The following is a 22,719-nucleotide window of genomic DNA, read 5'->3' as shown; positions in this document are numbered from 1 at the left end:
GGTCTACATGCCGATGATCGACACCGCCGAAGTGGTGGCGAAGCGCTATGGCATCCCGCGCGAGGCGCAGGACGAATATGCGCTGGAAAGCCAGCGCCGCACGGCTTCGGCGCAGCAGGGCGGCAGGTTCAAGGACGAGTTGGCGCCGATCTCGACCAGGATGGCGGTCGTCGACAAGGAGACCAGGCAGGTCTCGTTCAGGGACGTGACGCTGTCGCAGGACGAAGGCCCGCGTCCGGACACCACAGCGCAAGGTCTGGCCAACCTCAAGCCGGTGCGCGGCGAGGGTTTCACGATCACCGCCGGCAACGCCAGCCAGTTGTCGGACGGCGCCAGCGCCGCCGTCATCATGAGCGACAAGGAAGCCGCCAGGCGCAATCTGAAGCCGCTCGGCGTCTTCCGCGGCTTCGTCGCCGCCGGCTGCGAGCCCGATGAAATGGGTATCGGTCCGGTGTTCGCGGTGCCGCGCCTGCTCAAGCGCCACGGCCTCACCGTCGATGACATCGACTTGTGGGAATTGAACGAGGCGTTCGCGGTGCAGGTGATCTATTGCCGCGACAAGCTCGGCATCGATCCTGAGAAACTCAATGTCGACGGCGGTGCGATTTCGGTCGGCCATCCCTATGGCATGTCGGGCGCGCGCCTTGCCGGTCACGCGCTGATCGAGGGACGGCGCCGCAAGGCGAAGTATGCGGTCGTCACCATGTGCGTCGGCGGCGGCATGGGCGCGGCCGGGTTGTTCGAGGTGGTGCAGTAAATCGCGGAGGCGCGGACTTCGAATAACCGGAAGGATGGACGGACTTCCGGATCACCGCCGAGGCGGCGTCCGGAATGACCGTTGATCTTTCGGTGGCCCTGGCTCCGCAGGGAGCATCGCGCGGCGCGTCGAGCCTTACTCCGTCTCGATCTTTGTAATGGTTTTGGGGTCGCCGCTGTCGCCGACCGAGTACTTCACCTTGTCTCCGGCATGCACGGTCTCGGATAATTTGGTATCGATCTTGTACTGCTCGGTTGGGGCTTCGGCTTTCGCCTCCGGTTTCGGCGCCTCGGTCTTCGGTGCCTCTGCTTTTTCTCCCTCTGCTTTTGCGCCGTCCGGAGCTTTCGCGCCATCGGGAGCTTTCGCGGCATCTTTCGCGGCGTCCGGCTCCGCCCGAATCGCGATCGTGCCGTTGAGCCGGTCGACGACCGTCACCAGTCCTTTATGGGTCCCGGCCGGCGGCGGCGTCTCCTTGATCGCGGGTGTTTTTTGAGCATGGGCCGTCGCACCGATGAAGGTGAGCGCGAAGCCAGCCAGTATGATCTTTACCAGTCTCATCGAGGGTCTTTCGGTTGTTGAACGGTGATCGGCAACGGACGCGTGATGTGTTCCGTCGCCACGGTCGGATCGAATGTCCCGGCATCTTACCCTTTCGCGAGCGTAAGCGTGAATCAAAATGGTGGCACCCAGCTTGACCGCTGAGGCGCAATCCGCTTGCTTGGCCGATCATCACGCCTGTCACTTCCGGGGAAACCGTCATGGCCACCCATGTTCTCGCCATCGATCAGGGCACCACATCCTCGCGCGCGATCGTGTTTCGCGGCGATATCTCCATTGCCGCGCTAGCTCAGCAGGAATTCCCGCAGCACTTTCCTGCTTCGGGCTGGGTCGAGCACGAGCCGGAGGATATCTGGACCTCGACGGTTGCGACCTGCCGCGAGGCGATGAAGAAGGCCGCTCTTGCGCCGAAGGACATCGCCGCAATCGGCATCACCAACCAGCGCGAGACCACCGTGGTCTGGGACCGCGTCACCGGAAAGGCGGTGCATCGAGCCATCGTCTGGCAGGATCGGCGCACGGCGGATACCTGCGCGCGGCTGAAGGCCGAGGGCCACGAACCTGCGATCGCGGCGAAAACAGGGTTGATTATCGATCCCTATTTCTCCGGCACCAAGGCCGCCTGGATTCTCGACCACGTGCCCGGCGCGCGCGAGCGTGCGATGCGCGGGGAGCTGATGTTCGGGACCGTGGACTGCTACCTGTTGTGGCGGCTGACCGGCGGCAAGGGGCACGCGACCGATGCCACCAACGCCTCGCGCACGCTGCTGTTCAACATTCACACCGGGCAGTGGGATGACGAGCTTCTGGACATCCTGCGGGTGCCGCGCGCCATGCTGCCGGAGGTGAAGGACTCGTCTGCGCAGTTCGGCGACAGCGTCGCTGAGCTGTTCGGCGCGCCGATCTCGATTCGAGGCATCGCCGGCGACCAGCAGGCCGCCGTGGTGGGGCAGGCGTGCTTTGCGCCCGGCATGATCAAGTCGACTTACGGCACCGGCTGTTTTGCGCTGCTCAATACCGGCGCGACGCCGGTCGCCTCGAAGAACAAGCTGCTGACGACGATCGCCTATCAGTTGAACGGCCAGCGCACCTACGCGCTGGAAGGCTCGATCTTCGTCGCGGGGAGCGCGGTGCAGTGGCTGCGCGACGGGCTCGGTCTGATCAGGCAGGCATCCGAGACAGGCCCCCTGGCCGACAGGTCCGACGCCACGCAATCGGTCTATCTCGTGCCGGCCTTCGTCGGCATGGGCGCGCCTTACTGGAATCCGAACGTGCGCGGCGCGCTGTTCGGCCTGACGCGCAACACCGGACCGGCCGAACTCGCTCACGCCGCGCTCGAGAGCGTCTGCTACCAGACCTACGACCTATGGGCGGCGATGCGCGCCGACTGGCCGGACGCTGATGCCGCGCATACCGTTCTGCGCGTCGACGGCGGCATGACCGCGTCGGACTGGACCATGCAGCGGCTCGCTGACCTGCTTGATGCACCGGTGGACCGGCCCGTCATTCAGGAGACCACGGCGCTCGGCGCGGCCTATCTCGCAGGGCTATCGGCCGGGGTTTTCCCGGAGCCTTCGAAATTCGCCGACAACTGGCGGCTCGAGCGCCGCTTCAAGCCGGCCATGAGCGCGGCGACGCGCACGCGAAAACTCAAGGGCTGGGCGGCGGCGGTGCGCGGCGTGCTGGCGAGCGACGAAAGCGAGGCTCAGTAGATCTCGCGAGATTTCGCGGCTCGCGCGCCTACGGTTTCCAAAATGCCGGATGCGTGCGTGCGGTCGGTGACGGGGAATCGACGCAGCTTGAACGACCGTTTGGACGCATCGTTAAGCAAGCTGCGATACCATCAGGTCTTGTAGCGCGCCATACCGGGCGCGTCGTGCCGACGAAGGTGCCGGTCCTGGAGGGAGATTTCCGATGCTGAACCGCCGTATGTTCTGTCAGTGTGCTTCGCTTGCCCTGTTTACCGGCGCCTCGGTGGGAAACGCGCGCGCCGAACCCGCGGAATGCGCGGTGTTCACTCCGGACCGGCAGCAGCACATCAGTCCCGACGAGGCGATCGCGCGGCTCAAGGCCGGCAACGATCGTTTCGTCTCCGGCGCGACGGTCAACTGCGATCTGATGACACAGGTTCGTGAAACCGCGAAGACGCAGGCTCCGTTTGCAGCCATTGTTGGATGTATCGATTCGCGGGTGCCGCCCGAACTGGTGTTCGACCAGCGCATCGGCGACGTGTTCTGCGCCCGTATCGCCGGCAATTTCATCAACGATGACATCATCGGCAGTCTGGAATTCGCCACCCAGGTCTCCGGCGCGCGCGCCATCGTGGTGCTCGGACATTCCAGTTGCGGTGCGATCAAGGGCGCGATCGACGGCGTCAAGCTCGGTCATCTGACCGGGGTGCTCGCCCATATCCGGCCTGCGGTTTCGGCCAGCAAGGCTGTCGGCAAGCCGTCGTCGAAAAACGACGCCTTTGTTCAGGCGGTGGCCGAGACCAATGCGCGCATGGCCGTGGCGGCGCTCACAAAGCGGAGCCCGATCCTGAAGGCGATGGCGGAGAAAGGCGAGTTGCGCGTCGCGGCGGCCATGCATGATCTCGCCACCGGACGGGTAAGCTGGTTGAGTTGATGGAGGTGGATGTTACCGCGCGCCTGAGGTGGCGCACTTCCGGCGAAGTTCGCGGATTTCCTCGAAACGGGCGGTGACGTCGCGCAGCACCGACACCAGTCCGGTGATGCGGCCGGCATTGTCCGTTATTGGCACGATGGTGAATTCGAGCGAGATGCGGCGGCCGTCCTTGCGAAGCGCGGGAACGGCAAGCACGTCGCCGCCGCTGTAGCGGCTTTGCCCCGTCCGCATCACCTCGTGGTATCCGGCCCAGTGCCGGGCGCGCAGGCTTTCCGGAATGATGAGGTCGAGCGATCGGCCGGTCGCCTCATCGGCGCCATGGCCGAAGATCCTGACCGCGCCGGGATTCCAGAACGTGATCGTGCCGTCGCGATCCGTGGCGATCACCGCGTCCGCGACTGAATGCAGCAGTGCGGCGGCGATCGTGGAGGTGTCCACCGGCTATCTCGCGATCATCCCGCCCGCGCCCTAGTCTTGCGAAGCTGCAAATGGACCGCGCACTGGCAGCCCGGCGGATGATCGGCGACGTCGGCGGATGCGTCGTTGGCGGTAGCGTCGTTGGCGGGAGCCGGCACCGGCGTCGTGGCGGGCTTTCCGGACTGGCCGGGAATGTAGTTCAAAATCGATGCCAGCCAGCGTTCGATCTCGGCGACCTCCATCCCCTTGCGTGCGGCGTAGTCCTCGACCTGGTCGCGTTCGATCTTGCCGACGCCGAAATACTGGCTCTCGGGGTGGCTGTAATAGAGACCGGAAACGGAGGAACCGGGCCACATCGCAAAGCTTTCGGTCAGCTCGACGCCGGTGGCGCGGGTCGCATCCAGCAGGCGGAACAGCGTCGCCTTCTCGGTATGGTCGGGCTGCGCCGGATAGCCGGGCGCGGGGCGGATGCCTTTATACTCTTCCCTGATCAGCTGATCGTTGGTCAGCGTCTCATCCGGCGCGTAGCCCCAGAATTCCGTGCGCACCCGCTGATGCATCCGTTCGGCGAAGGCTTCCGCGAGGCGGTCGGCCAGTGCCTTCACCAGGATGGAGGAGTAGTCGTCGTTGGCGTTCTTGAAGCGTGCGGCGATTTCGTCCTCGCCGAGCCCGGCGGTGACGGCGAAGCCGCCGATATAGTCGGCGATGCCGCTCTCCTTCGGCGCGATGAAATCCGCCAGCGCCGCGTTATGGCGGCCCTCGCGTTTTTCGAGCTGCTGGCGCAGCGTGTGATAGGTCGCGATCTGCGTGGTGCGGCTCTCGTCGCTGTAGACGGCGATATCGTCGCCGATGCGGTTGGCGGGCCAGAGGCCGATCACGCCTGAAGCCTTGAACCACTTTTCCTTGACGATTCGGTCCAGCATCTTGCGGGCGTCGTCGTAGAGCGCGCGTGCGGTCTCGCCCACCACCTTGTCGTCGAGGATCGCAGGGTAGCGTCCGGCCAGTTCCCAGACCTGGAAGAACGGCGTCCAGTCGATCACCTCGACCAGTTCTTCCAGCGGATAGTCGGTAAAGACCTTGGTTCCGAGGAAGGTCGGCTTGACCGGGCGATAGGTGCTCCAGTCGATCGGCACCGCATTGGCGCGTGCGGTCGCGAGCGGCAGCCGCTTCTTGTCCTGCTGGGCGCGGAAATGGGCTGCGGAAATCTTTTCGTATTCTGCGCGCACCCCGGCGGCGTAAACCTCGCGCCGCTCGGGCGACATCAGCGAGGCGACGACGCCGACGGCGCGGCTCGCGTCATTGACATGGATCACCGGACCGCTCCGGTAGTTCGGGTCGATCTTCACCGCGGTGTGGACGCGGCTGGTGGTTGCTCCGCCGATCAACAGCGGCAGGTCGAGACCCTGACGCTCCAGCTCGGCGGCGAAATAGCCCATTTCGTCCAGCGATGGCGTGATCAGGCCGGAGAGGCCGACGATGTCGGCTTTCTCGGCTTTCGCGGTCTCGATGATCTTGGCGGCCGGCACCATCACGCCGAGATCGATCACCTCGTAGTTGTTGCACTGGAGCACGATGCCGACGATGTTCTTGCCGATGTCGTGGACGTCGCCCTTCACGGTGGCGAGCACGATCTTGCCGGCGGACGTGCTGCCTTCGCCCGCGATGCCGGCGGCCTGGTTGCGCGCTTTCTCTTCTTCCATGAACGGCATCAGATAGGCGACCGCCTGCTTCATGACGCGCGCCGACTTCACGACTTGCGGCAGGAACATCTTGCCGTCGCCGAACAGGTCGCCCACCACGTTCATGCCGGCCATCAACGGGCCTTCGATCACCGACAGCGGACGGTCCGCCATTTGCCGCGCTTCCTCGGTGTCCTGCTCGATGTATTCGGTAATGCCGTTGACCAGCGCGTGAGACAGCCGCTTCTCCACCGGCCACTCGCGCCAGGTGAGGTCGGCTTCCTTCGCTTGCTTGCTCTGGCCACGGAATTTCTCCGCGAGGTTGAGCAGGCGCTCCGACGCGCCCGGATCGCGGTTGAGGATGACGTCCTCGCACACCTGCCGCAGCTCGGCGTCGATGTCGTCATAGATGATCATCTGCCCGGCATTGACGATACCCATGTCCATGCCCGCCTTGATGGCGTGATACAGGAACACCGAATGCATCGCCTCGCGCACCGGCTCGTTGCCGCGGAACGAGAACGACAGGTTGGAGACGCCGCCGGAGATATGTGCGTGCGGCAGGTTCTGGCGGATCCAGCGCGTCGCCTCGATGAAATCGACCCCGTAGTTGTTGTGCTCCTCCAGGCCGGTCGCGATGGCGAAGATGTTCGGATCGAAGATGATGTCCTCCGGCGGGAAGCCGACCTTTTCGACAAGGATGTCGTAAGCGCGCTTGCAGATCTCCATTTTGCGTTGACAGGTATCGGCCTGTCCGGTTTCGTCGAAGGCCATCACCACCACGGCGGCGCCGTGACGTCGCGCGATCCGCGCCTCATGGAGGAACTTCTCCTCGCCCTCTTTCAGCGAGATCGAGTTCACCACCGGCTTGCCCTGCAGGCATTTCAGCCCGGCCTCGATCACGGAGAATTTCGACGAGTCGACCATCACAGGCACGCGGGCGATATCTGGCTCCGCTGCGATGAGGTTGAGGAACGTTATCATCGCCTGCTCTGAATCGAGCAGGCCTTCGTCCATGTTGACGTCGATGATCTGCGCGCCGTTCTCGACCTGGCTGCGCGCGACGTCGAGGGCGGCGGTGTAATCGCCTGCCTTGATCAGGTTGCGGAATTTCGCCGAGCCGGTGACGTTGGTGCGCTCGCCGACATTGACGAAGGGAATGTCCGCCGTCAGCGAGAACGGCTCGAGGCCGGACAGCCGCAGCCGCGGCTCGATCACCGGCACGACCCGCGGCTTGTGCGGCGCGACGGCGGCGGCGATGGCCGCGATATGGTCGGGCGTTGTGCCGCAGCAGCCGCCGACGATGTTGACGAGGCCGGCAGCTGCGAACTCGCCGACCAGCCGCGCCATGTAATCAGGGCTTTCGTCGTACTCGCCGAACTCGTTCGGCAGGCCGGCATTCGGATAGGCACACACCAAAGTGTCGGCGACGCGGCCGATCTCGGCGACATGCGCGCGCATGTCCTCCGCGCCGAGCGCGCAGTTGAAGCCGATGGTGATCGGCTTGGCGTGCCGCACCGAATGCCAGAACGCTTCCGGCAACTGGCCCGAGAGCAGGCGGCCGGACTTGTCGGTGATGGTGCCGGAGACCATCACCGGAATGTCGATGCCGCGTTCTTCCGAGATTTCGGCGATGGCATAGAGCGCGGCCTTGGCGTTCAGGGTGTCGAAGATGGTCTCCACCAGCAGTAGATCAACGCCGCCGTCGAGCAGGCCGTTGATCTGCTCGCCATAGGCCTTGCGCAGGTCGTCGAAGGTGACGGCGCGGTAGCCGGGATTGGCGACGTCCGGCGAGATCGATGCGGTGCGGTTGGTCGGGCCGATGGCGCCGGCGACGAAGCGCGGCCTGCCGTCCTCGGCGCTGACGCGGGCAGCGGCGGCGCGCGCGAGCTTCGCGCCCTCGCGGTTGAGTTCATAGGCGAGGTCCGACATCTCGTAGTCGGCCTGCGCGATCGAGGTGGATGAGAATGTGTTGGTCGCGACGATGTCGGCGCCGGCGCGCAGATATTGCGCGTGGATGTCCTCGATCGCCTTCGGCTGGGTGAGAATGAGGAGGTCATTATTGCCGCGCACGTCGCGGTGAAAATCCTTGAAACGCTCGCCGCGAAAAGCCGCTTCGTCGAATTTCCGCGCCTGGATCATGGTGCCCATGGCGCCGTCGAGCACGAGGATGCGCTCGCGCGCGAGTTCGCGGAGTTTGTCGGCGGTCAAGGACCGTTGAGTGGTCATGATCAATTCACCTAATTCCAACGTCATTCCGGGGCGTCGCCAGCGGGTTTGCGTCAAACGCGGCCCGATGACGGCTTCGCGACGAACCCGAAATCCAGCGATCATTTACCTCGCCTGCTGGATTCCGGGTCCGCGCCTTCAGGTCGGCAATTGCCGACCAGGGCGCATCCCGGAATGACGAACGGGGAGGACACGAGTTTCGTTTCACGCGGCCTTCCGCGTGGCGTCCGGCCGGATGCCGAGCAGATGGCAGATCGCGAAGACGAGATCGGCGCGGTTCATGGTGTAGAAGTGAAACGTGTCGACGCCGCGCTTGGCGAGTTTCTGGACCTGACCCGCCGCCACGGTCGCCGCGACCAGCTTGCGGGTCTCCGGATCGTCGTCGAGGCCCTCGAACTTTTCCGCAAGCCACGACGGCACGGTGGTGCCGGCTTTTGTCACGAAGTTTCTCGCCTGCCTGAAGTTATGCATCGGCATAATGCCGGGCACGATCGGAATGTCGATGCCGCGGGCGCGAACGCGATCCACATAACGAAGATAAAGGTCGTTGTCGAAGAATACCTGGGTGATGGCCCGCGTCGCGCCGGCGTCGATCTTGGCCTTGAGAACGTCGATGTCGGCGTCGATGTCGGGGCTTTCCGGATGCTTCTCGGGATAGGCCGAGACGGAGATTTCGATATCGCCGTGTTGCCGCTTGATGCCGGCGACGAGATCGGTCGAACTGCGATAGCCCTCGGGATGGGTGCTGTAGGCCGTGCCGATGCCGCCCGGCGGGTCTCCCCGCAGCGCGACGATATGGCGGACGCCGATATCGCGATAGCGGCTGACGATCTCGTCGATTTCCCCGCGCGGCGCGCCGACGCAGGTGAGATGGGCAGCCGGCCGCAGTTCGGTTTCGGACAGGATGCGCGCGATCGTCGAATGCGTGCGTTCCCGGGTCGATCCGCCGGCGCCGTAGGTGACGGAGACAAAGCTCGGGTCGAGCGGCGCGAGGCGAGTGACGGTGTCCCACAGATTGCGCTCCATCTCCTCGGTCTTGGGCGGAAAGAATTCGAACGAGATGGTAGGGCGTTTTTGCGCGGCAATGGCGTCGTGCACCGGGGTGGAAGGGTCGATCATAACTCGTCAAACTCCGCTGCGTCGGCCTCGATGCCTCCCGCCTGGCGGGACGCTTCGAAAAGCGCGCGCCGCCTCGACGGGGCTGGCGGTTCGGTAAAAGCGTTCCGGACAGAATAGCCCAGGAGCCCTGCCCGATGTGATGGGAAATAGCCCAATAATCTTCATATGTAGGACGGATGCCCCGTTAATGCCAGGAACGTGGGCCATGCGTATTGTTATTATATAATTGTTTTTACTAAGTAAATATTCATGACTCTTTTGGGATAAAGACAGTCATTTCAAGAAATGCAGCGGGGCTGCCCAACCCGTCGACCGCAAACGGACGACCGGTCCCGCGGTCAGTCCGCCTGCTCGCGGAAGGTCGCGCGGAACGGGTGGCCGGGATAAACTCCGACGATGCGCAGTTCCTTGGAGAAGAACTTCAATTCCTCCAGCGCGAAAGCGAGGCCGCGATCGTCCGGGTGGCCGTCGACGTCGGCATAGAATTGCGTCGCGAAGAAATTGCCGTCGACCATGTAGCTTTCGAGTTTCGTCATGTTGACGCCGTTGGTGGCGAAGCCGCCCATCGCCTTGTAGAGCGCGGCCGGCAGGTTGCGCACCCGGAAGACGAAGCTGGTGACCAGCGGCCCGGATCCCTGTTCGGCCCAGCGGGCCTCGCGCGCCAGCACCACGAAGCGCGTGGTGTTGTGGTCCTCGTCCTCGATATCCGCGGCCAAAATGTCGAGACCGTGGATTTCTGCGGCGAGGCGCGAGGCGATCGCTGCGCAGCTCATGTCGCCGCGCTCGGCGACGATGCGCGCCGCGCCCGCGGTGTCGCCGGAAATGATCGGCCTGATTCCGAGCTTGCGGATGATGCGGCGGCATTGGCCGAGCGCGTGAACGTGACTCTCGACGGTCTTGATGTTCGCGAGCGTCGCGCCGCGCGGCGCCATCAGTTGATGGCGGACCGGCAGGAAGTATTCGCCGACGATGAACAGCCCGGATTGCGGCAGCAGGTGGTGAATGTCGGCGACACGGCCGGCCACCGAATTCTCGATCGGGATCATGCCGAGGTCGGCTTCGCCCGACGCGATCGCGGCGAACGCGTCCTCGAAGGTGGCGCACGGCAACGGCTCGGCGTCGGGATAGGCTTCGGCAATGGCGATGTGCGAGTTCGCGCCAGCCTCGCCCTGGAATGCGATTTTCATGGCCTTGGTCATCAGGTCTTCTATCAGCCGCGCTGGTTTTGGCGATAGCGTTTTTAGCCGGCGGTTTGACGGGAAGCGGCGAGCAGCCGGCGAGCGGTTTCGAGGTCAGCCGGGGTATCGACGCCCCGCGGCACGTCATCCACGATCATGATGTCGATCCGCATTCCGCCTTCAAGCGCCCGCAACTGCTCGAGCCGTTCCTGCTGTTCGAGAGGCGAGGGCGGCAGCGCGACGAAGCGTTGCAGAGCCTGGCGGCGATAGGCGTAAAGCCCGATGTGGTGGTAGCGCGGGCCGTCGCCGTGCGGGGCGGTCGCGCGGGTGAAATAGAGCGCGCGCAGCCGGCGCGGGGCCACGGGCGATCCGACCGCCTTGACGACATTCGGATTGGTGGCTTCCTCGTCGGTATGAATTTCGGCGGCCAGTGTCGCGATATCGACTGCGGGGTCGGTCAACGGCAGGAGCACGTCGCGGATGATGTCGGGGCGGATGGTGGGGAAATCGCCCTGCAGATTGACGACCGTTTCGATATTCCCGCCGGGATCGAGCCTGCCGAGCGCCTCGAAGACGCGGTCGGATCCGGACGGGTGATCGTCGCGCGTCATGATCGCTTCGCCGCCATGGGCCGTCACGGCGGCCGCGATCTCGGGAGTGTCGGTGGCGACCGCGACGCGGCCGATGCCGGCGGCCTCGGCCCGCCGCAAGACATGGACCACCATCGGCAGGCCGCCGATATCCAGCAAAGGTTTCCCGGGCAGCCGGGTCGCGGCCATGCGGGCCGGAATCAGCACCAGGGTTCGGGTCTCGGTCATCGGTCGGAAGTCCATGGCCCGTAGAAAGCGACGAGGAATTGACAGGGTTTTTCAAGGGCCGCGGCGTTTATACGGGTTGTCAGGACACCGGCAAACCGTTATCTCGTCCCGCCGCCTTTCGCGATCCGGGCCGATGGTTCCGGCGGCATTTCGCGGTCGTTCAGCCGGCCTTACAGCCGGCTTCCAAAGACTCGGAGCCTCACCAAGGACCTGGAGCCTGACCGATATGGACTCCTTCGACATCAATAAATTTCTCGGTGTGCTGCTGGGCACCTGCATCTTTGTGCTGGTGATGAATTTCATCGCGCAGGCGATTTTCGCGCCGGTCGTCCCGGCGAAGCCGGGTTTCAAGATTGACGTCAAGGAAGAGCCGGCTGCGGCGGCCAACGGTGCCAAGGAAGCCAAGGCCGACAACGCGGCCAAGCCGGCTGCCGAGGCGTCGATCGCGAAGCTGCTGCAGACGGCGTCGGTCGAAAACGGCGCGGCCGCGGCGAAGAAGTGCGCCGCCTGCCATACGTTCGAGAAGGGCGGACCGAATCGCGTGGGTCCCAATCTCTACGGCATCGTCGGGGAGCCGCGCGGCCAGGGCCGCGGATTCAATTTCTCGGAGGCCATGAAAGCCAAGGGCGGGACCTGGACCTTCGAGGAGTTGAACAAGTTCCTCGCCAATCCGAAGGGGTACATCCCGGGCACCGCCATGGGATTCGCCGGCGTGCCGAAGGACAGCGAGCGTGCCGACATCATCGCCTATCTGAACAAGAACTCCGACAAGCCGGAGCCGCTGCCGGCCGCCTCGAAATAGCTGCATCGGCGTTCGGCTTGGCGCGAAGGGCGAATGCGAGCCGCGAGATTTTCCGGCCGCATCGCCAACGGGTCTCCAATTCTCCCGACGTTTCACCGCACAAGTGCGGGAGGTGGGGTGGCATCATCCCGAAAAACCGACATAATCGGCCGGAACAGTGCGTCGCGCCTTAGCGTTGGCGCGTCAACCCGCAGGAATTTTGCATTGGCCTTCACCCGACGACGTCTCCTTCATGGCGGAGCCCTGATCGCAGCCGCTCCCGCGATCAAAGTCCTGACCGGCGCTTCACCCATTGAGGCGGTTCGTGCGCAGACTGCGGAAGCCAATCTGAAGTGGCGGCATGGGCTTTCGCTGTTCGGTGACGTGAAATATCCGGAAGGCTTCAAGCATTTCGACTATGTCAATCCGGATGCGCCAAAAGGTGGATTGGTGCGGCAGATCGCGCTTGGCACCTTCGACAATTTCAACCCGGTTGTATCGGGTGTGAAAGGTTCGATCGCCGGGGCGGTCGGGCTGATCTACGACTCGCTGACAATCCCCTCGCTGGACGAGGTTTCGACCGAGTACGGCGCACTCGCCGAGTCGGTCGGTTATCCCGACGACTTTTCCTTCGTGGTCTATCGGCTGCGCAAGGAAGCGCGGTGGCACGACGGCAAGCCGGTGACGCCCGAGGATGTGATTTTCTCACTCGATTCGTTCAAGGCGCATCATCCGCAATACGCCGCCTACTACCGCCATGTGGTGAAAGCCGAAAAGACTGGCGAGCGTGACGTCACATTCACCTTCGACGCGCCGGGAAACCGTGAACTGCCGCAGATCGTCGGGCAACTGATGGTGCTGCCGAAGCATTGGTGGGAAGGCACCGACGATGCAGGCAAGAAGCGCGACATTTCGGCGACCACGCTGGAGCCGCCGCTCGGCAGCGCGGCATACAGGATCAAGAGTTTCGAGGCGGCGCGATCGGTCACGCTGGAACGGGTCAAGGATTACTGGGGCTTGAATTCCAGCTTCAATATCGGCCGCAATAACTTCGACGAATTGCGCTACGAGTATTTCCGCGACGGCACCGTCGCGCTCGAAGCCTTCAAGGGCGGCCAGGTCGACTGGCGCCTGGAGAACGTCGCCAAGAACTGGGCCACGGCCTACGACTTCCCCGCGGTGAAAGAAGGCCGCGTCATCCTGGAGGAATTTCCCAATCGCAGTTCGGGCATGATGCAGGCCTTCACTCCCAACATCCGCCGCGACAAGTTCAAGGATCCCCGGGTGCGGCGGGCGCTGAACTTCGCGTTCGATTTCGAGACCATGAACCAGCAACTGTTTTTCGGGCAATACAAGCGCATCGCGAGCTATTTCGAGGGCACCGAACTGGCCTCACACGGTTTGCCCGAGGGCAGGGAGCTTGAAATCCTCGAAACCGTTCGCACAGAAGTTCCGCCGACCGTGTTCACGACGCCTTACAGCAATCCCGTCAATGGCAATCCCGACGCGGTTCGCAACAATCTGCGCGAGGGCATGAAACTCCTGAAGGAGGCGGGTTACGAAGTGCGCGGCGGCAAGCAGGTCGACAGCAAGACCGGCGCTCCGTTCGAGATCGAACTGCTGTCGGAGGACCCGAGCTTCGAACGGGTTCTGCTCTCTTACAAGCCTTCGCTGGAGCGCATGGGGATCACCGTCAGCATCCGCACCATCGATCCGACGCAATACGAGAACCGGATGCGGAGCTGGGACTTCGACATGGTGGTCGCGTCGTGGCCGGAATCGCTGTCGCCCGGCAACGAGCAGCGCGACTTCTGGGGCTCGCGTGCGGCGGACATGCCCGGCTCGCGAAACATCATTGGCATCAAGGACGCCGCGATCGACAAGCTGATCGAGCGCGTGATCTTCGCCAAGGACCGCGCCGACCTCGTCGCAGCGACCCATGCGCTCGACCGCGTTCTGCTGCACCATGACTACGTCGTGCCGCAGTGGACCTATTCGAAGGTGCGCACGGCGCGATGGGACCGCTTTGGCCGGCCGGCCGAGATGCCGAAGTATGGTCTTTCGGCATTCCCGGCGCTGTGGTGGTACGATGCCGGCAAGGCGGCCAAGATCGGCGATCGATCTTGAGGAGTTTTGCGCGGATGAGCGAGCCCACGCGCCGGGAGGTGATCGGTCTCGGGATCGGTGCGGCAGCCACGGCTTGGCTTCGGCCTGCGGCGGCCGCGACCGGCGCGGAGACCGAATCCCAAGGTGAATCTCACGGCATGTCGGCATTCGGCGACCTCAAGTATCCGGCCGATTTCCATCACTTCGATTACGTCAATCCCGATGCGCCGAAGGGCGGACTGTTCTCGACCATCCCGTCGAGCCGCGCCTTCAATCAATCGTTCCAGACCTTCAACTCGCTCAACGCCTTCATCCTGAAAGGCGATGGCGCGAAAGGCATGGAGATGACCTTCACGTCGCTGATGGCGCGCGCCGGCGACGAACCTGACGCGATGTACGGTCTCGCTGCCAGGTCGGTGCGCATCTCGGCCGACGGGCTGACCTATCAATTCAAGATGCGGCCGGAGGCGCGGTTTCACGACGGGCAGAAGCTGACCGCGCGCGACGCAGCGTTTTCGCTGACGATCCTCAAGGCCAAGGGCCATCCGCTGATCACGCAGCAGATGCGCGACATGGTGAGCGCGGAAGCATCCGACGACGCGACGCTGGTCGTGACCTTCGCGGCCAAGCGCGGACGCGACGTGCCGCCGTTCGTCGCCGGCCTGCCGATCTTTTCGAAAGTTTATTACACCGCGCACCCGTTCGAGGAATCGACGCTCGACGTCCCGCTCGGCAGCGGGCCGTACAAGGTCGGCCGGTTCGAGCCGAATCGCTTCATCGAATTCGATCGCGTCAAGGACTGGTGGGGCGCCGATCTTCCGGTCTGCCGCGGCGCTTACAATTTCGACACTGTGCGCTTCGATTTCTACCGCGACCGCGACGTGGCGTTCGAGGGTTTCTCCGGCCGCAGCTACCTGTACCGCGAGGAGTTCACCTCCCGTATCTGGAATACGCGCTACGATTTTCCGGCGTTGACCGAGGGGCGCGTCAAGCGCGAGCAGTTGCCGGACGAGACGCCGTCCGGCGCGCAAGGCTGGTTCATCAACACCCGACGCGACAAGTTCAAGGACCCGCGCGTTCGCGAGGCGCTCGGCTGCGCGTTCGATTTCGAGTGGACCAACAAGACCATCATGTATGGCGCTTACGTCCGCACGGTGTCGCCGTTCCAGAATTCCGACCTGATGGCGAGCGGCCCGCCGTCGCCGGAGGAACTGGCGTTGCTGGAGCCGTTCCGCGGCAAGGTGCCGGACGAGGTGTTCGGCATGCCGTTCGTGCCGCCGGTGTCGGACGGCTCGGGACAGGACCGCAAGCTGTTGCGCAGGGCCGTGCAACTGCTCAACGACGCGGGCTTTCATATCAAGGATGGCAAGCGGGTGACCCCGCAGGGCGAGGTGTTCCGGGTCGAGTTCCTGCTCGACGAGCCGGCGTTCCAAGCCCACCACATGCCTTATATCAAGAATCTCGGAACGCTCGGCATCGAGGCGACGCTGCGGCTCGTCGATCCCGTGCAGGCAAGGGCGCGGCGCGACGACTTCGATTTCGACATGGTGATCGAACGTTTCGGCTTTTCGACCGTTCCGGGTGATTCACTGCGGCCGTTCTTTTCGTCGCGGGCAGCCGCAACCAAGGGATCGAACAACCTCGCCGGCGTCGCCGATCCCGCGGTCGATTCGCTGATGGAGCAGGTGATCGCCGCCGACACCCGCGCGAAACTCGTGTTCGCCGCGCGCGCGCTGGACCGCGTCATTCGCGCCGGCCGTTACTGGGTGCCGCAATGGTACTCGAACAAGCACCGACTGGCCTATTGGGATGTGTTCGCCCATCCGCCGAGCCTGCCGAAGTATCTGGGCGTGATGGCGCCTGACATCTGGTGGTCGACGCAGGCCGGTGCGGCGTCGTCGCGGCAGGCGAAATAGCCATGAGCGCATATATCGCCCGTCGCATCCTTTTGATGATTCCCACATTGCTGGGCATCCTGTTCGTGTCGTTCGTCGTTGTGCAGTTCGCGCCCGGTGGTCCGGTGGAGCGGGTCATCGCGCAACTGAGCGGCTCGGATACCGGTGGGATGTCGCGCATTTCTGGATCGTCCGGCGGCGATTTCGGCGCGCGCGCCCAGGTCGGGGCGTCGTCCGACGCCATGAACTCAAAGTATCGCGGAGCGCAGGGGCTCGATCCCGCCTTCATCAAAAGCCTTGAAAAGCAGTTCGGCTTCGACAAGCCGGCGCCCGAACGCTTTCTGCTGATGCTGTGGAATTTCTCCCGCTTCGATTTCGGCAAGAGCTATTTCCGCGACACAACCGTGATCCAGCTCATCAAGGAAAAGCTGCCTGTCTCGATGTCGCTCGGCATCTGGATGACGCTTCTGACCTACCTGATTTCGATACCGCTCGGAATCCGCAAAGCCGTGAGGGACGGATCGCGCTTCGACACCTGGACCTCGGCGGTGATTGTCGTCGGCTTCGCGATCCCCGGCTTTCTGTTCGCGATCCTGCTCATCATCCTGTTCGCCGGCGGATCGTTCTTCAGCATCTTTCCCCTGCGCGGACTGACATCGGACGGCTGGAGCCAGTTTCCCTGGTACTGGAAGATCCTCGACTATTTCTGGCACCTGACGCTGCCTATCGTTTCGATGGCGCTCGGCGCCTTCGCCACCATGACATTGCTGACCAAGAATTCGTTCCTCGACGAAATCCGCAAGCAATACGTGATGACGGCGCGCGCCAAGGGGTGCAGCGAGCGGCAGGTGCTTTACAATCACGTCTTCCGCAACGCCATGCTGATCGTGATCGCGGGCTTTCCCGGCGCGTTCGTCCACGCCTTCTTTTCAGGCTCGCTTTTGATCGAAACCATCTTCTCGCTCGACGGGCTCGGGCTGCTCGGCTTTGAGAGCGTGCTCAATCGCGACTATCCGGTGGTGTTCGGCACGCTGTTCATCTTTTCGCTGATCGGGCTCGTCATCAACCTGATCTCCGATCTCACCTACATGTGGATCGATCCGCGGATCGACTTCGAGGCGCGGGAAGTCTGATGTCGGTGACGTTGCCAAAGCCCGTCGAAGCCGGGGCCGTTTCTCCGCTCGGCGAGGCTGTGCCGCTGGGCGGCCATCGGCTGCGCCTGTCGCCGCTCAACCGCCGCCGCTGGCAGAATTTCAAATCGAACCGGCGCGGCTACTGGTCGCTCTGGATATTCCTGATCCTGTTTTTCATTTCGCTATTCGCGGAATTGATCGCCAACGACCGGCCGTTCCTGATCCACATGGATGGCCATTTCTATTTTCCGGCCTTCGTGACCTACCCGGAAACCGCCTTCGGCGGCGATTTCGAGACCGCCGCCGATTATCGCGACCCTTATCTGCAGAAGCTGATCAAGGACAAGGGCGGCACCATTGTCTGGCCGCCGATCCGCTATTCCTACGACACCCACAATCTCGATTTGCCGACGCCGGCGCCCTCAAAGCCGACCTGGCTTCTGACCGAGGCGGAATGCAAGGATGTGGTGCAGCGCAAGCACCTCACGGGCTGCCGCGATCTCGAATACAACTGGCTTGGCACCGACGATCAGGGTCGCGACGTGGTGGCGCGGCTGATCTACGGGTTCCGGATTTCGGTGCTGTTCGGGCTTTGCCTGACCATCGTGTCGTCGGTGATCGGCGTCGCGGCCGGCGGCGTGCAGGGCTATTTCGGCGGCTGGGTCGATCTCGCCTTCCAGCGCTTCATCGAGGTCTGGACCGCGATTCCCTCGCTCTACCTGCTCCTGATCCTGTCGTCGGTGCTGGTGCCGGGATTCTTCGTTCTGCTCGGCATCCTGCTGCTGTTCTCATGGGTGTCGCTGGTCGGTCTGGTGCGCGCCGAATTCCTGCGCGGGCGCAACTTCGAATACATCACCGCGGCGCGGGCGCTCGGCGTGTCGAACGCCACCATCATGTTCCGTCACCTTTTGCCGAACGCCATGGTCGCGACCATGACGTTCCTGCCTTTCATCGTGTCGTCGTCGGTGATGACCCTAACCGCGCTGGATTTCCTCGGCTTCGGTCTGCCGCCGGGCTCGCCTTCGCTCGGCGAAATGCTGGCGCAGGGCAAGGCCAACGTGCAGGCGCCGTGGCTCGGTTTCACCGGATTTTTCGCGCTCGCGATCATGCTGTCGCTGTTGATCTTCATTGGCGAAGCCGTGCGCGACGCCTTCGATCCGCGCAAGACGTTCAGGTAGGCCGGAATGGACGCCATCGATCAGCCGCTGCTCGAGGTTCGCGACCTGTCCGTCGCATTTCACCATGCCAGCGGACCGTCGGTCGCCGTCGACCGTATTTCGTTCGATATCGGGCGGGGCGAGTGCTTGGCGCTGGTCGGCGAATCCGGGTCCGGAAAATCCGTCAGCGCGCTGTCGATTCTCAAGCTGCTGCCCTATCCGGCCGCGTCGCACCCCGCCGGCAACATTCGCTTCAAGGGCCGCGACCTGCTCGGCCTGTCCGAGCGCGAGATCAGGAGCATTCGCGGCAACGATATCTCGATCATCTTCCAGGAGCCGATGACCTCGCTCAATCCGCTGCACACCATCGAAGCGCAGATCAGCGAGATCTTGCTGCTGCACGGCGGGGTTCGCGGCGCGGCGGCGCGGCGGCGGACGCTGGAGCTGCTGACGCAGGTCGGCATTCCCGAGCCGGAAACCCGCCTTGCCAGCTATCCGCACCAACTGTCCGGCGGCCAGCGCCAGCGCGTGATGATCGCGATGGCGCTCGCCAATGAACCGGACCTGCTGATCGCGGACGAGCCGACCACCGCGCTCGACGTCACCGTGCAGGCGCAGATCCTGGCGCTGTTGGCGGACATCCGCGCACGGTTGGGAATGAGCTTGTTGTTCATCACGCACGATCTCGGCATCGTCCGCCGCATCGCCGACCGCGTTTGCGTCATGAACGGCGGCAAGATCGTCGAGAAGGGACCGGTCGAGCAGGTCTTCGAGTCGCCGCAACATCCCTACACGCGCGAGCTTCTGGCCGCGGAACCGAAGCCCGACCCCGCACCGCCGCGCCCCGAATCGCCGGTCGTGATCGCGGCCGACGATCTCAAGGTGTGGTTTCCGGTCCGGCGCGGCCTGCTGCGCAAGACGGTCGGCCACATCAAGGCGGTGGATGGCGTGACGCTGAAGGTGCGCAAGGGCGAGACGCTCGGCGTCGTCGGCGAATCCGGATCCGGCAAGACCACGCTCGGTCTGGCGCTGCTGCGGTTGATTTCGTCGGACGGTCCCATCGTGTTCCTGAGCAGGAACATCCAGGGTCTGCGCTTCAAGGAGATGCGGCCGTTCCGCCGCGACATGCAGATCGTGTTTCAGGACCCGTTCGGAGCGCTGAGTCCGCGAATGTCGGTCGGCGAAATCGTGGCGGAGGGCTTGAGCGTGCATCAGCGCTCGCTCTCGGAGACTGAGCGCGAAGCGCGGGTGGTCAAGGCGCTCAACGATGTCGGGCTCGATCCGGCGACGCGTTTCCGCTATCCGCACGAATTCTCCGGCGGCCAGCGCCAGCGCATCAGCATCGCGCGCGCCGTGGTGCTGGAGCCCGATTTCGTGGTTCTGGACGAGCCGACCAGCGCGCTCGACATGCTGTTTCAGGCGCAGATGGTCGATCTTCTGCGCGATCTGCAGCGCAAGCGCGATCTGACCTACATGTTCATCTCGCATGACCTGCGCGTGGTCGCCTCGCTCGCCAGCCATCTCATCGTGATGCGGCACGGCAAGGTCGTCGAGGAAGGGCCGGCATCGGCATTGTTCAAGAATCCGAAATCGGATTACACGCGTGCGCTGTTTGCGGCGGCGTTCCGGCTGGAGACCGCAAACGGCGTGGACGCGTGAGATCCCTTCGGGAAACGGGCGCTATTACAGCCGCTTCATGCTGGTTACGTCGCTGCCTGTCGCCCTGATGCGGGCGATCGCCTCGTCAATGCGCTCGATGGCCGTTGCCATGTGATGCGCGTTGGCATGGACAAGCGTGGTTGCGTCGCGGACGATCGCGACGTGGCCTTTCCAGAATATCAGATCGCCGCGCCGCAGCTCTCCTGCTCCCGCGGGCGACAATGCGCGGCCCAGGGCCGCTTCCTGCATGTCGCTGTCGCGCGGGCAACTGGTGCCGGCGGCGTTGAGCGCCACCTGCACGAGACCGGAGCAGTCGATGCCGAGGCTGGTCTTGCCGCCCCAGAGATAAGGCGTTCCGACGAACATTTCGGCGACCGCGACGAAATCGCCGGCGACGTGATCGAGCGGCGCGACATGACAGGCGGGAATGTAGAGACCGCCGTCGGCGATAGCGAAGACGCCGTCGTGGCGCCGGATGGTTAGCGCCGCGCCGAGCGGCAGCGTCTGCGCCGGCGCCAGTTTGATCGACGGTCCGGGAAACGCGAACGTCCGCAGCGCGATGACTTTGTGCGTCGGTGCCGCGCGGGGCCTTGCAAGAGCGCGGTCGGGAATCCATCCGACATAGCCGTCGCTTGTCAATTGACACCAGGCCCAGCCTTCGGCGCTGTGATCGTAGACCGTGACGCGTTCGCCGTAGAGCGCCTGGGTATCGAGCATGGCGTCGGGCAAAGGCTCGCGCTGCAGCGGCGCAACGGCGTCGACGACCTCGCGTTCCTCGCCGTCGGCGTAGCGCTCCGCCTTGACTTTACCCTCCAGGTAACGAGCGGCAATCTCCGGCCGGGCCGGCGTGAGGCGCGGATCATCCATAGCGTTCGCCCAGCAGCCGGTAGATCGCGCGCGCGGCCTGGCATTCGCCGCCCTCGGGTCGGGCCGGCTTCGCGGACGGCGTCCAGCCGTAGATGTCGACGTGAAGCCAGCTTTTCGCCGCCTCGACGAAGCGTTGCAGGAACAGCGCGCAGGTGATCGAGCCGGCAAAGCCGCCCGATGGCGCATTGTTGATGTCGGCGACCTTGGAATCCAGCCACGCGTCGTAAGCGCGCCATAGCGGCATCCGCCACAGGGGATCGTTCTCGGCCTCCGCGCAGCGCGCGAGATCGCGCGCCAACGTCTCGTCGTTCGTATAGAAAGGCGGAACGTCCGGACCGAGCGCCACCCGCGCCGCGCCGGTGAGCGTGCCGAGATCGATCAGGAGATCGGGCTTGTCTTCATCGGCCAGCGCCAGCGCGTCGGCCAGAACCAGCCGGCCTTCGGCGTCGGTGTTGCCGATTTCAACCGTCGGTCCCTTGCGCGACGGGAAGATGTCCAGCGGCCGAAACGCGTTGCCGGCCACCGCGTTTTCCACCGCCGGGATCAGCACGCGCAGCCGGATTTTCAGCTTCGCATCCATGATCATCAGCGCCAACGCCAGTACATTGGCTGCGCCGCCCATGTCCTTCTTCATGATCTGCATGCCGGTGGCGGGTTTGAGATCGACGCCGCCGGTGTCGAAACAGACGCCTTTGCCGACCAGCGTGACCTTCGGATGCGCGGAATCGCCCCAGCTCATATCGATCAGGCGCGGTGCGCGAGGCGACGCCATTCCGACCGCATGGATCAGCGGGAAATTACCTCGCTTCAGATCGTCGCCGGTGATGCAGTTGAAGTCCGCGCCGAAACGCTGCGCGAGATTCTGTGCCGCCGCCGCGAGTTCTTCCGGTCCCATATCGTTGGCGGGAGTATTGATCAGGTCGCGGGCGAGCGCCGCAGCGTCCGCGATCCGCGAAATATCTGCGATGTCGACGCCCTCGGGCGGCACCAGCCGCGCTTTCGGAGCGTCGGCCTTGCGGTAGCGGCCGAAGCGGTAGCTGCCGAGTGCAAAAGCCAGCGTCGCGAGATGCATGTCATCGATCGCATTGGCGAAGCGGAATGTCCCGGCGGGCAACAGACCTGGCAGCTTGCCGGCGAGGAAGGGATCGCGCGAGCGCGCCGCGGCGTCGCCAAGTCCGAACAGGATGTGCGAGACCTCGCCGTTCGTCGCAGGCAGCGCAAGGTACTGCCCCGACTTTGCCGCAAAGCCGTTCGCTTCGGCAAAGCGCCGCACCGGACCGTCGAGCGTCGCCCCCGTCGCTTCCCACGCCGTCTCGGCGACGAGGGTGATCGGAACGGCTTTCTCGGCCGGCGCGGTCGTAAACGCGGGATGCATGGGTGTCTCGATCTCTCAGTTCGATGAGGGGAGTTTAGCGGCGGAGCGCGCGGGTGTCAGTCAGCGGAGTTAACCAGACGTTAGGGTTAACAGTCTATTGCTGAAATCGTCCATCTTCGAAACGGGCATTTACAAGTGAAGGTGCCATGCGTCAGCAGCCATGTCTTGCCAGGCTTCTCGCGTCCGCAGCCGTGACGGCGATGCTGGCGAGCGGACTCGGCGGTTGTCAGACTACTGGCGTCGCGGATATCACCGGCTCGCTCGGCGCAAAGACGAAGGTGAACTCCGCCTCCGATCCTTATCAAGCCGCCGAGGTTTATGGCGAAAAGTTTCGCGCCAACCCCAAGGACGCCGATGCGGCGCTGA

At 64.0% G+C, this 22,719-nt stretch carries 17 protein-coding genes and 1 pseudogene; 10 read left to right on the top strand and 8 right to left on the bottom strand.

Going from position 1 to position 22,719, the window contains the following annotated elements:
* The coding region (locus BGN91_RS14665; RefSeq protein ID WP_292614345.1) for an acetyl-CoA C-acyltransferase at window positions 1–757 on the top strand (757 nt) is incomplete at its 5' end.
* Between the two features lie 135 nt (window positions 758–892).
* On the opposite strand, the gene BGN91_RS14660 is transcribed toward BGN91_RS14665, so the two are convergent.
* Window positions 893–1,315, bottom strand: coding sequence for a hypothetical protein (locus BGN91_RS14660; protein WP_292614343.1), 423 nt, complete (start codon window positions 1,313–1,315; stop codon window positions 893–895).
* Window positions 1,316–1,515: 200 nt separating this feature from the next.
* Here BGN91_RS14660 and glpK point away from each other — a divergent pair, with 200 nt between their 5' ends.
* Complete coding sequence (gene glpK, locus BGN91_RS14655; protein ID WP_292614341.1) at window positions 1,516–3,027, top strand: glycerol kinase GlpK; 1,512 nt, start codon at window positions 1,516–1,518, stop codon at window positions 3,025–3,027.
* A 202-nt stretch (window positions 3,028–3,229) separates the two neighbouring features.
* Window positions 3,230–3,940: a carbonic anhydrase family protein gene (locus BGN91_RS14650; protein WP_292614339.1), complete on the top strand. Its 711-nt coding sequence runs from the start codon at window positions 3,230–3,232 to the stop codon at window positions 3,938–3,940.
* Window positions 3,941–3,952: 12 nt separating this feature from the next.
* Here the strand turns inward: BGN91_RS14650 and BGN91_RS14645 are convergent, their stop codons facing one another.
* From BGN91_RS14645 to BGN91_RS14625, 5 genes are all read right to left on the bottom strand, one after another.
* Window positions 3,953–4,378, bottom strand: coding sequence for a PAS domain S-box protein (locus BGN91_RS14645; protein WP_292614337.1), 426 nt, complete (start codon window positions 4,376–4,378; stop codon window positions 3,953–3,955).
* Between the two features lie 14 nt (window positions 4,379–4,392).
* Complete coding sequence (metH, locus tag BGN91_RS14640) at window positions 4,393–8,265, bottom strand: methionine synthase (protein WP_292614336.1); 3,873 nt, start codon at window positions 8,263–8,265, stop codon at window positions 4,393–4,395.
* 204 nt (window positions 8,266–8,469) lie between these two features.
* Window positions 8,470–9,384: a methylenetetrahydrofolate reductase [NAD(P)H] gene (metF, locus tag BGN91_RS14635; RefSeq protein WP_292614334.1), complete on the bottom strand. Its 915-nt coding sequence runs from the start codon at window positions 9,382–9,384 to the stop codon at window positions 8,470–8,472.
* Between the two features lie 338 nt (window positions 9,385–9,722).
* Window positions 9,723–10,583, bottom strand: coding sequence for a prephenate dehydratase (locus BGN91_RS14630; RefSeq protein WP_292614332.1), 861 nt, complete (start codon window positions 10,581–10,583; stop codon window positions 9,723–9,725).
* A gap of 41 nt (window positions 10,584–10,624) precedes the next feature.
* A complete protein-coding gene (locus tag BGN91_RS14625) occupies window positions 10,625–11,380 on the bottom strand; it encodes a 3-deoxy-manno-octulosonate cytidylyltransferase (RefSeq protein ID WP_292614330.1) in 756 nt (251 codons plus the stop codon).
* A gap of 226 nt (window positions 11,381–11,606) precedes the next feature.
* On the opposite strand from BGN91_RS14625, the gene BGN91_RS14620 reads away from it, so the two are divergent.
* The 6 genes from BGN91_RS14620 to BGN91_RS14595 all read left to right on the top strand — a co-directional run bounded on the left by BGN91_RS14620 (window position 11,607) and on the right by BGN91_RS14595 (window position 20,111).
* Entirely contained in the window at window positions 11,607–12,182 is a 576-nt protein-coding gene (locus tag BGN91_RS14620; RefSeq protein WP_292614329.1) for a cytochrome c family protein, read from the top strand.
* Between the two features lie 204 nt (window positions 12,183–12,386).
* A complete protein-coding gene (locus BGN91_RS14615) occupies window positions 12,387–14,288 on the top strand; it encodes an extracellular solute-binding protein (protein WP_292614326.1) in 1,902 nt (633 codons plus the stop codon).
* 14 nt (window positions 14,289–14,302) lie between these two features.
* Window positions 14,303–16,183: an extracellular solute-binding protein gene (locus tag BGN91_RS14610; protein ID WP_292614325.1), complete on the top strand. Its 1,881-nt coding sequence runs from the start codon at window positions 14,303–14,305 to the stop codon at window positions 16,181–16,183.
* Between the two features lie 2 nt (window positions 16,184–16,185).
* Entirely contained in the window at window positions 16,186–17,295 is a 1,110-nt protein-coding gene (locus BGN91_RS14605; RefSeq protein WP_292614324.1) for a microcin C ABC transporter permease YejB, read from the top strand.
* Complete coding sequence (locus tag BGN91_RS14600; RefSeq protein WP_292614323.1) at window positions 17,295–18,473, top strand: ABC transporter permease; 1,179 nt, start codon at window positions 17,295–17,297, stop codon at window positions 18,471–18,473. Before BGN91_RS14605 ends, BGN91_RS14600 begins: the two co-directional genes overlap by 1 nt.
* Window positions 18,474–18,479: 6 nt before the next feature.
* Window positions 18,480–20,111, top strand: a complete 1,632-nt coding sequence (locus BGN91_RS14595; protein ID WP_292614321.1) for an ABC transporter ATP-binding protein — start codon at window positions 18,480–18,482, stop codon at window positions 20,109–20,111.
* A gap of 24 nt (window positions 20,112–20,135) precedes the next feature.
* On the opposite strand, the gene BGN91_RS14590 is transcribed toward BGN91_RS14595, so the two are convergent.
* Window positions 20,136–20,978: an NlpC/P60 family protein gene (locus BGN91_RS14590; RefSeq protein WP_292614319.1), complete on the bottom strand. Its 843-nt coding sequence runs from the start codon at window positions 20,976–20,978 to the stop codon at window positions 20,136–20,138.
* A complete protein-coding gene (locus BGN91_RS14585; protein WP_292614317.1) occupies window positions 20,971–22,353 on the bottom strand; it encodes a leucyl aminopeptidase family protein in 1,383 nt (460 codons plus the stop codon). The genes BGN91_RS14590 and BGN91_RS14585 overlap by 8 nt, the downstream gene beginning before the upstream one ends.
* 146 nt (window positions 22,354–22,499) lie before the next feature.
* On the opposite strand from BGN91_RS14585, the pseudogene BGN91_RS14580 reads away from it, so the two are divergent.
* A pseudogene (locus BGN91_RS14580) lies at window positions 22,500–22,719 on the top strand (hypothetical protein); the annotation flags it as partial.

Origin of the sequence: Nitrobacter sp. 62-13 (assembly GCF_001896955.1) — a bacterium.
In the GTDB taxonomy this organism is placed as follows: domain Bacteria; phylum Pseudomonadota; class Alphaproteobacteria; order Rhizobiales; family Xanthobacteraceae; genus Nitrobacter.
This window is presented reverse-complemented; position numbering and strand designations above follow the sequence as displayed.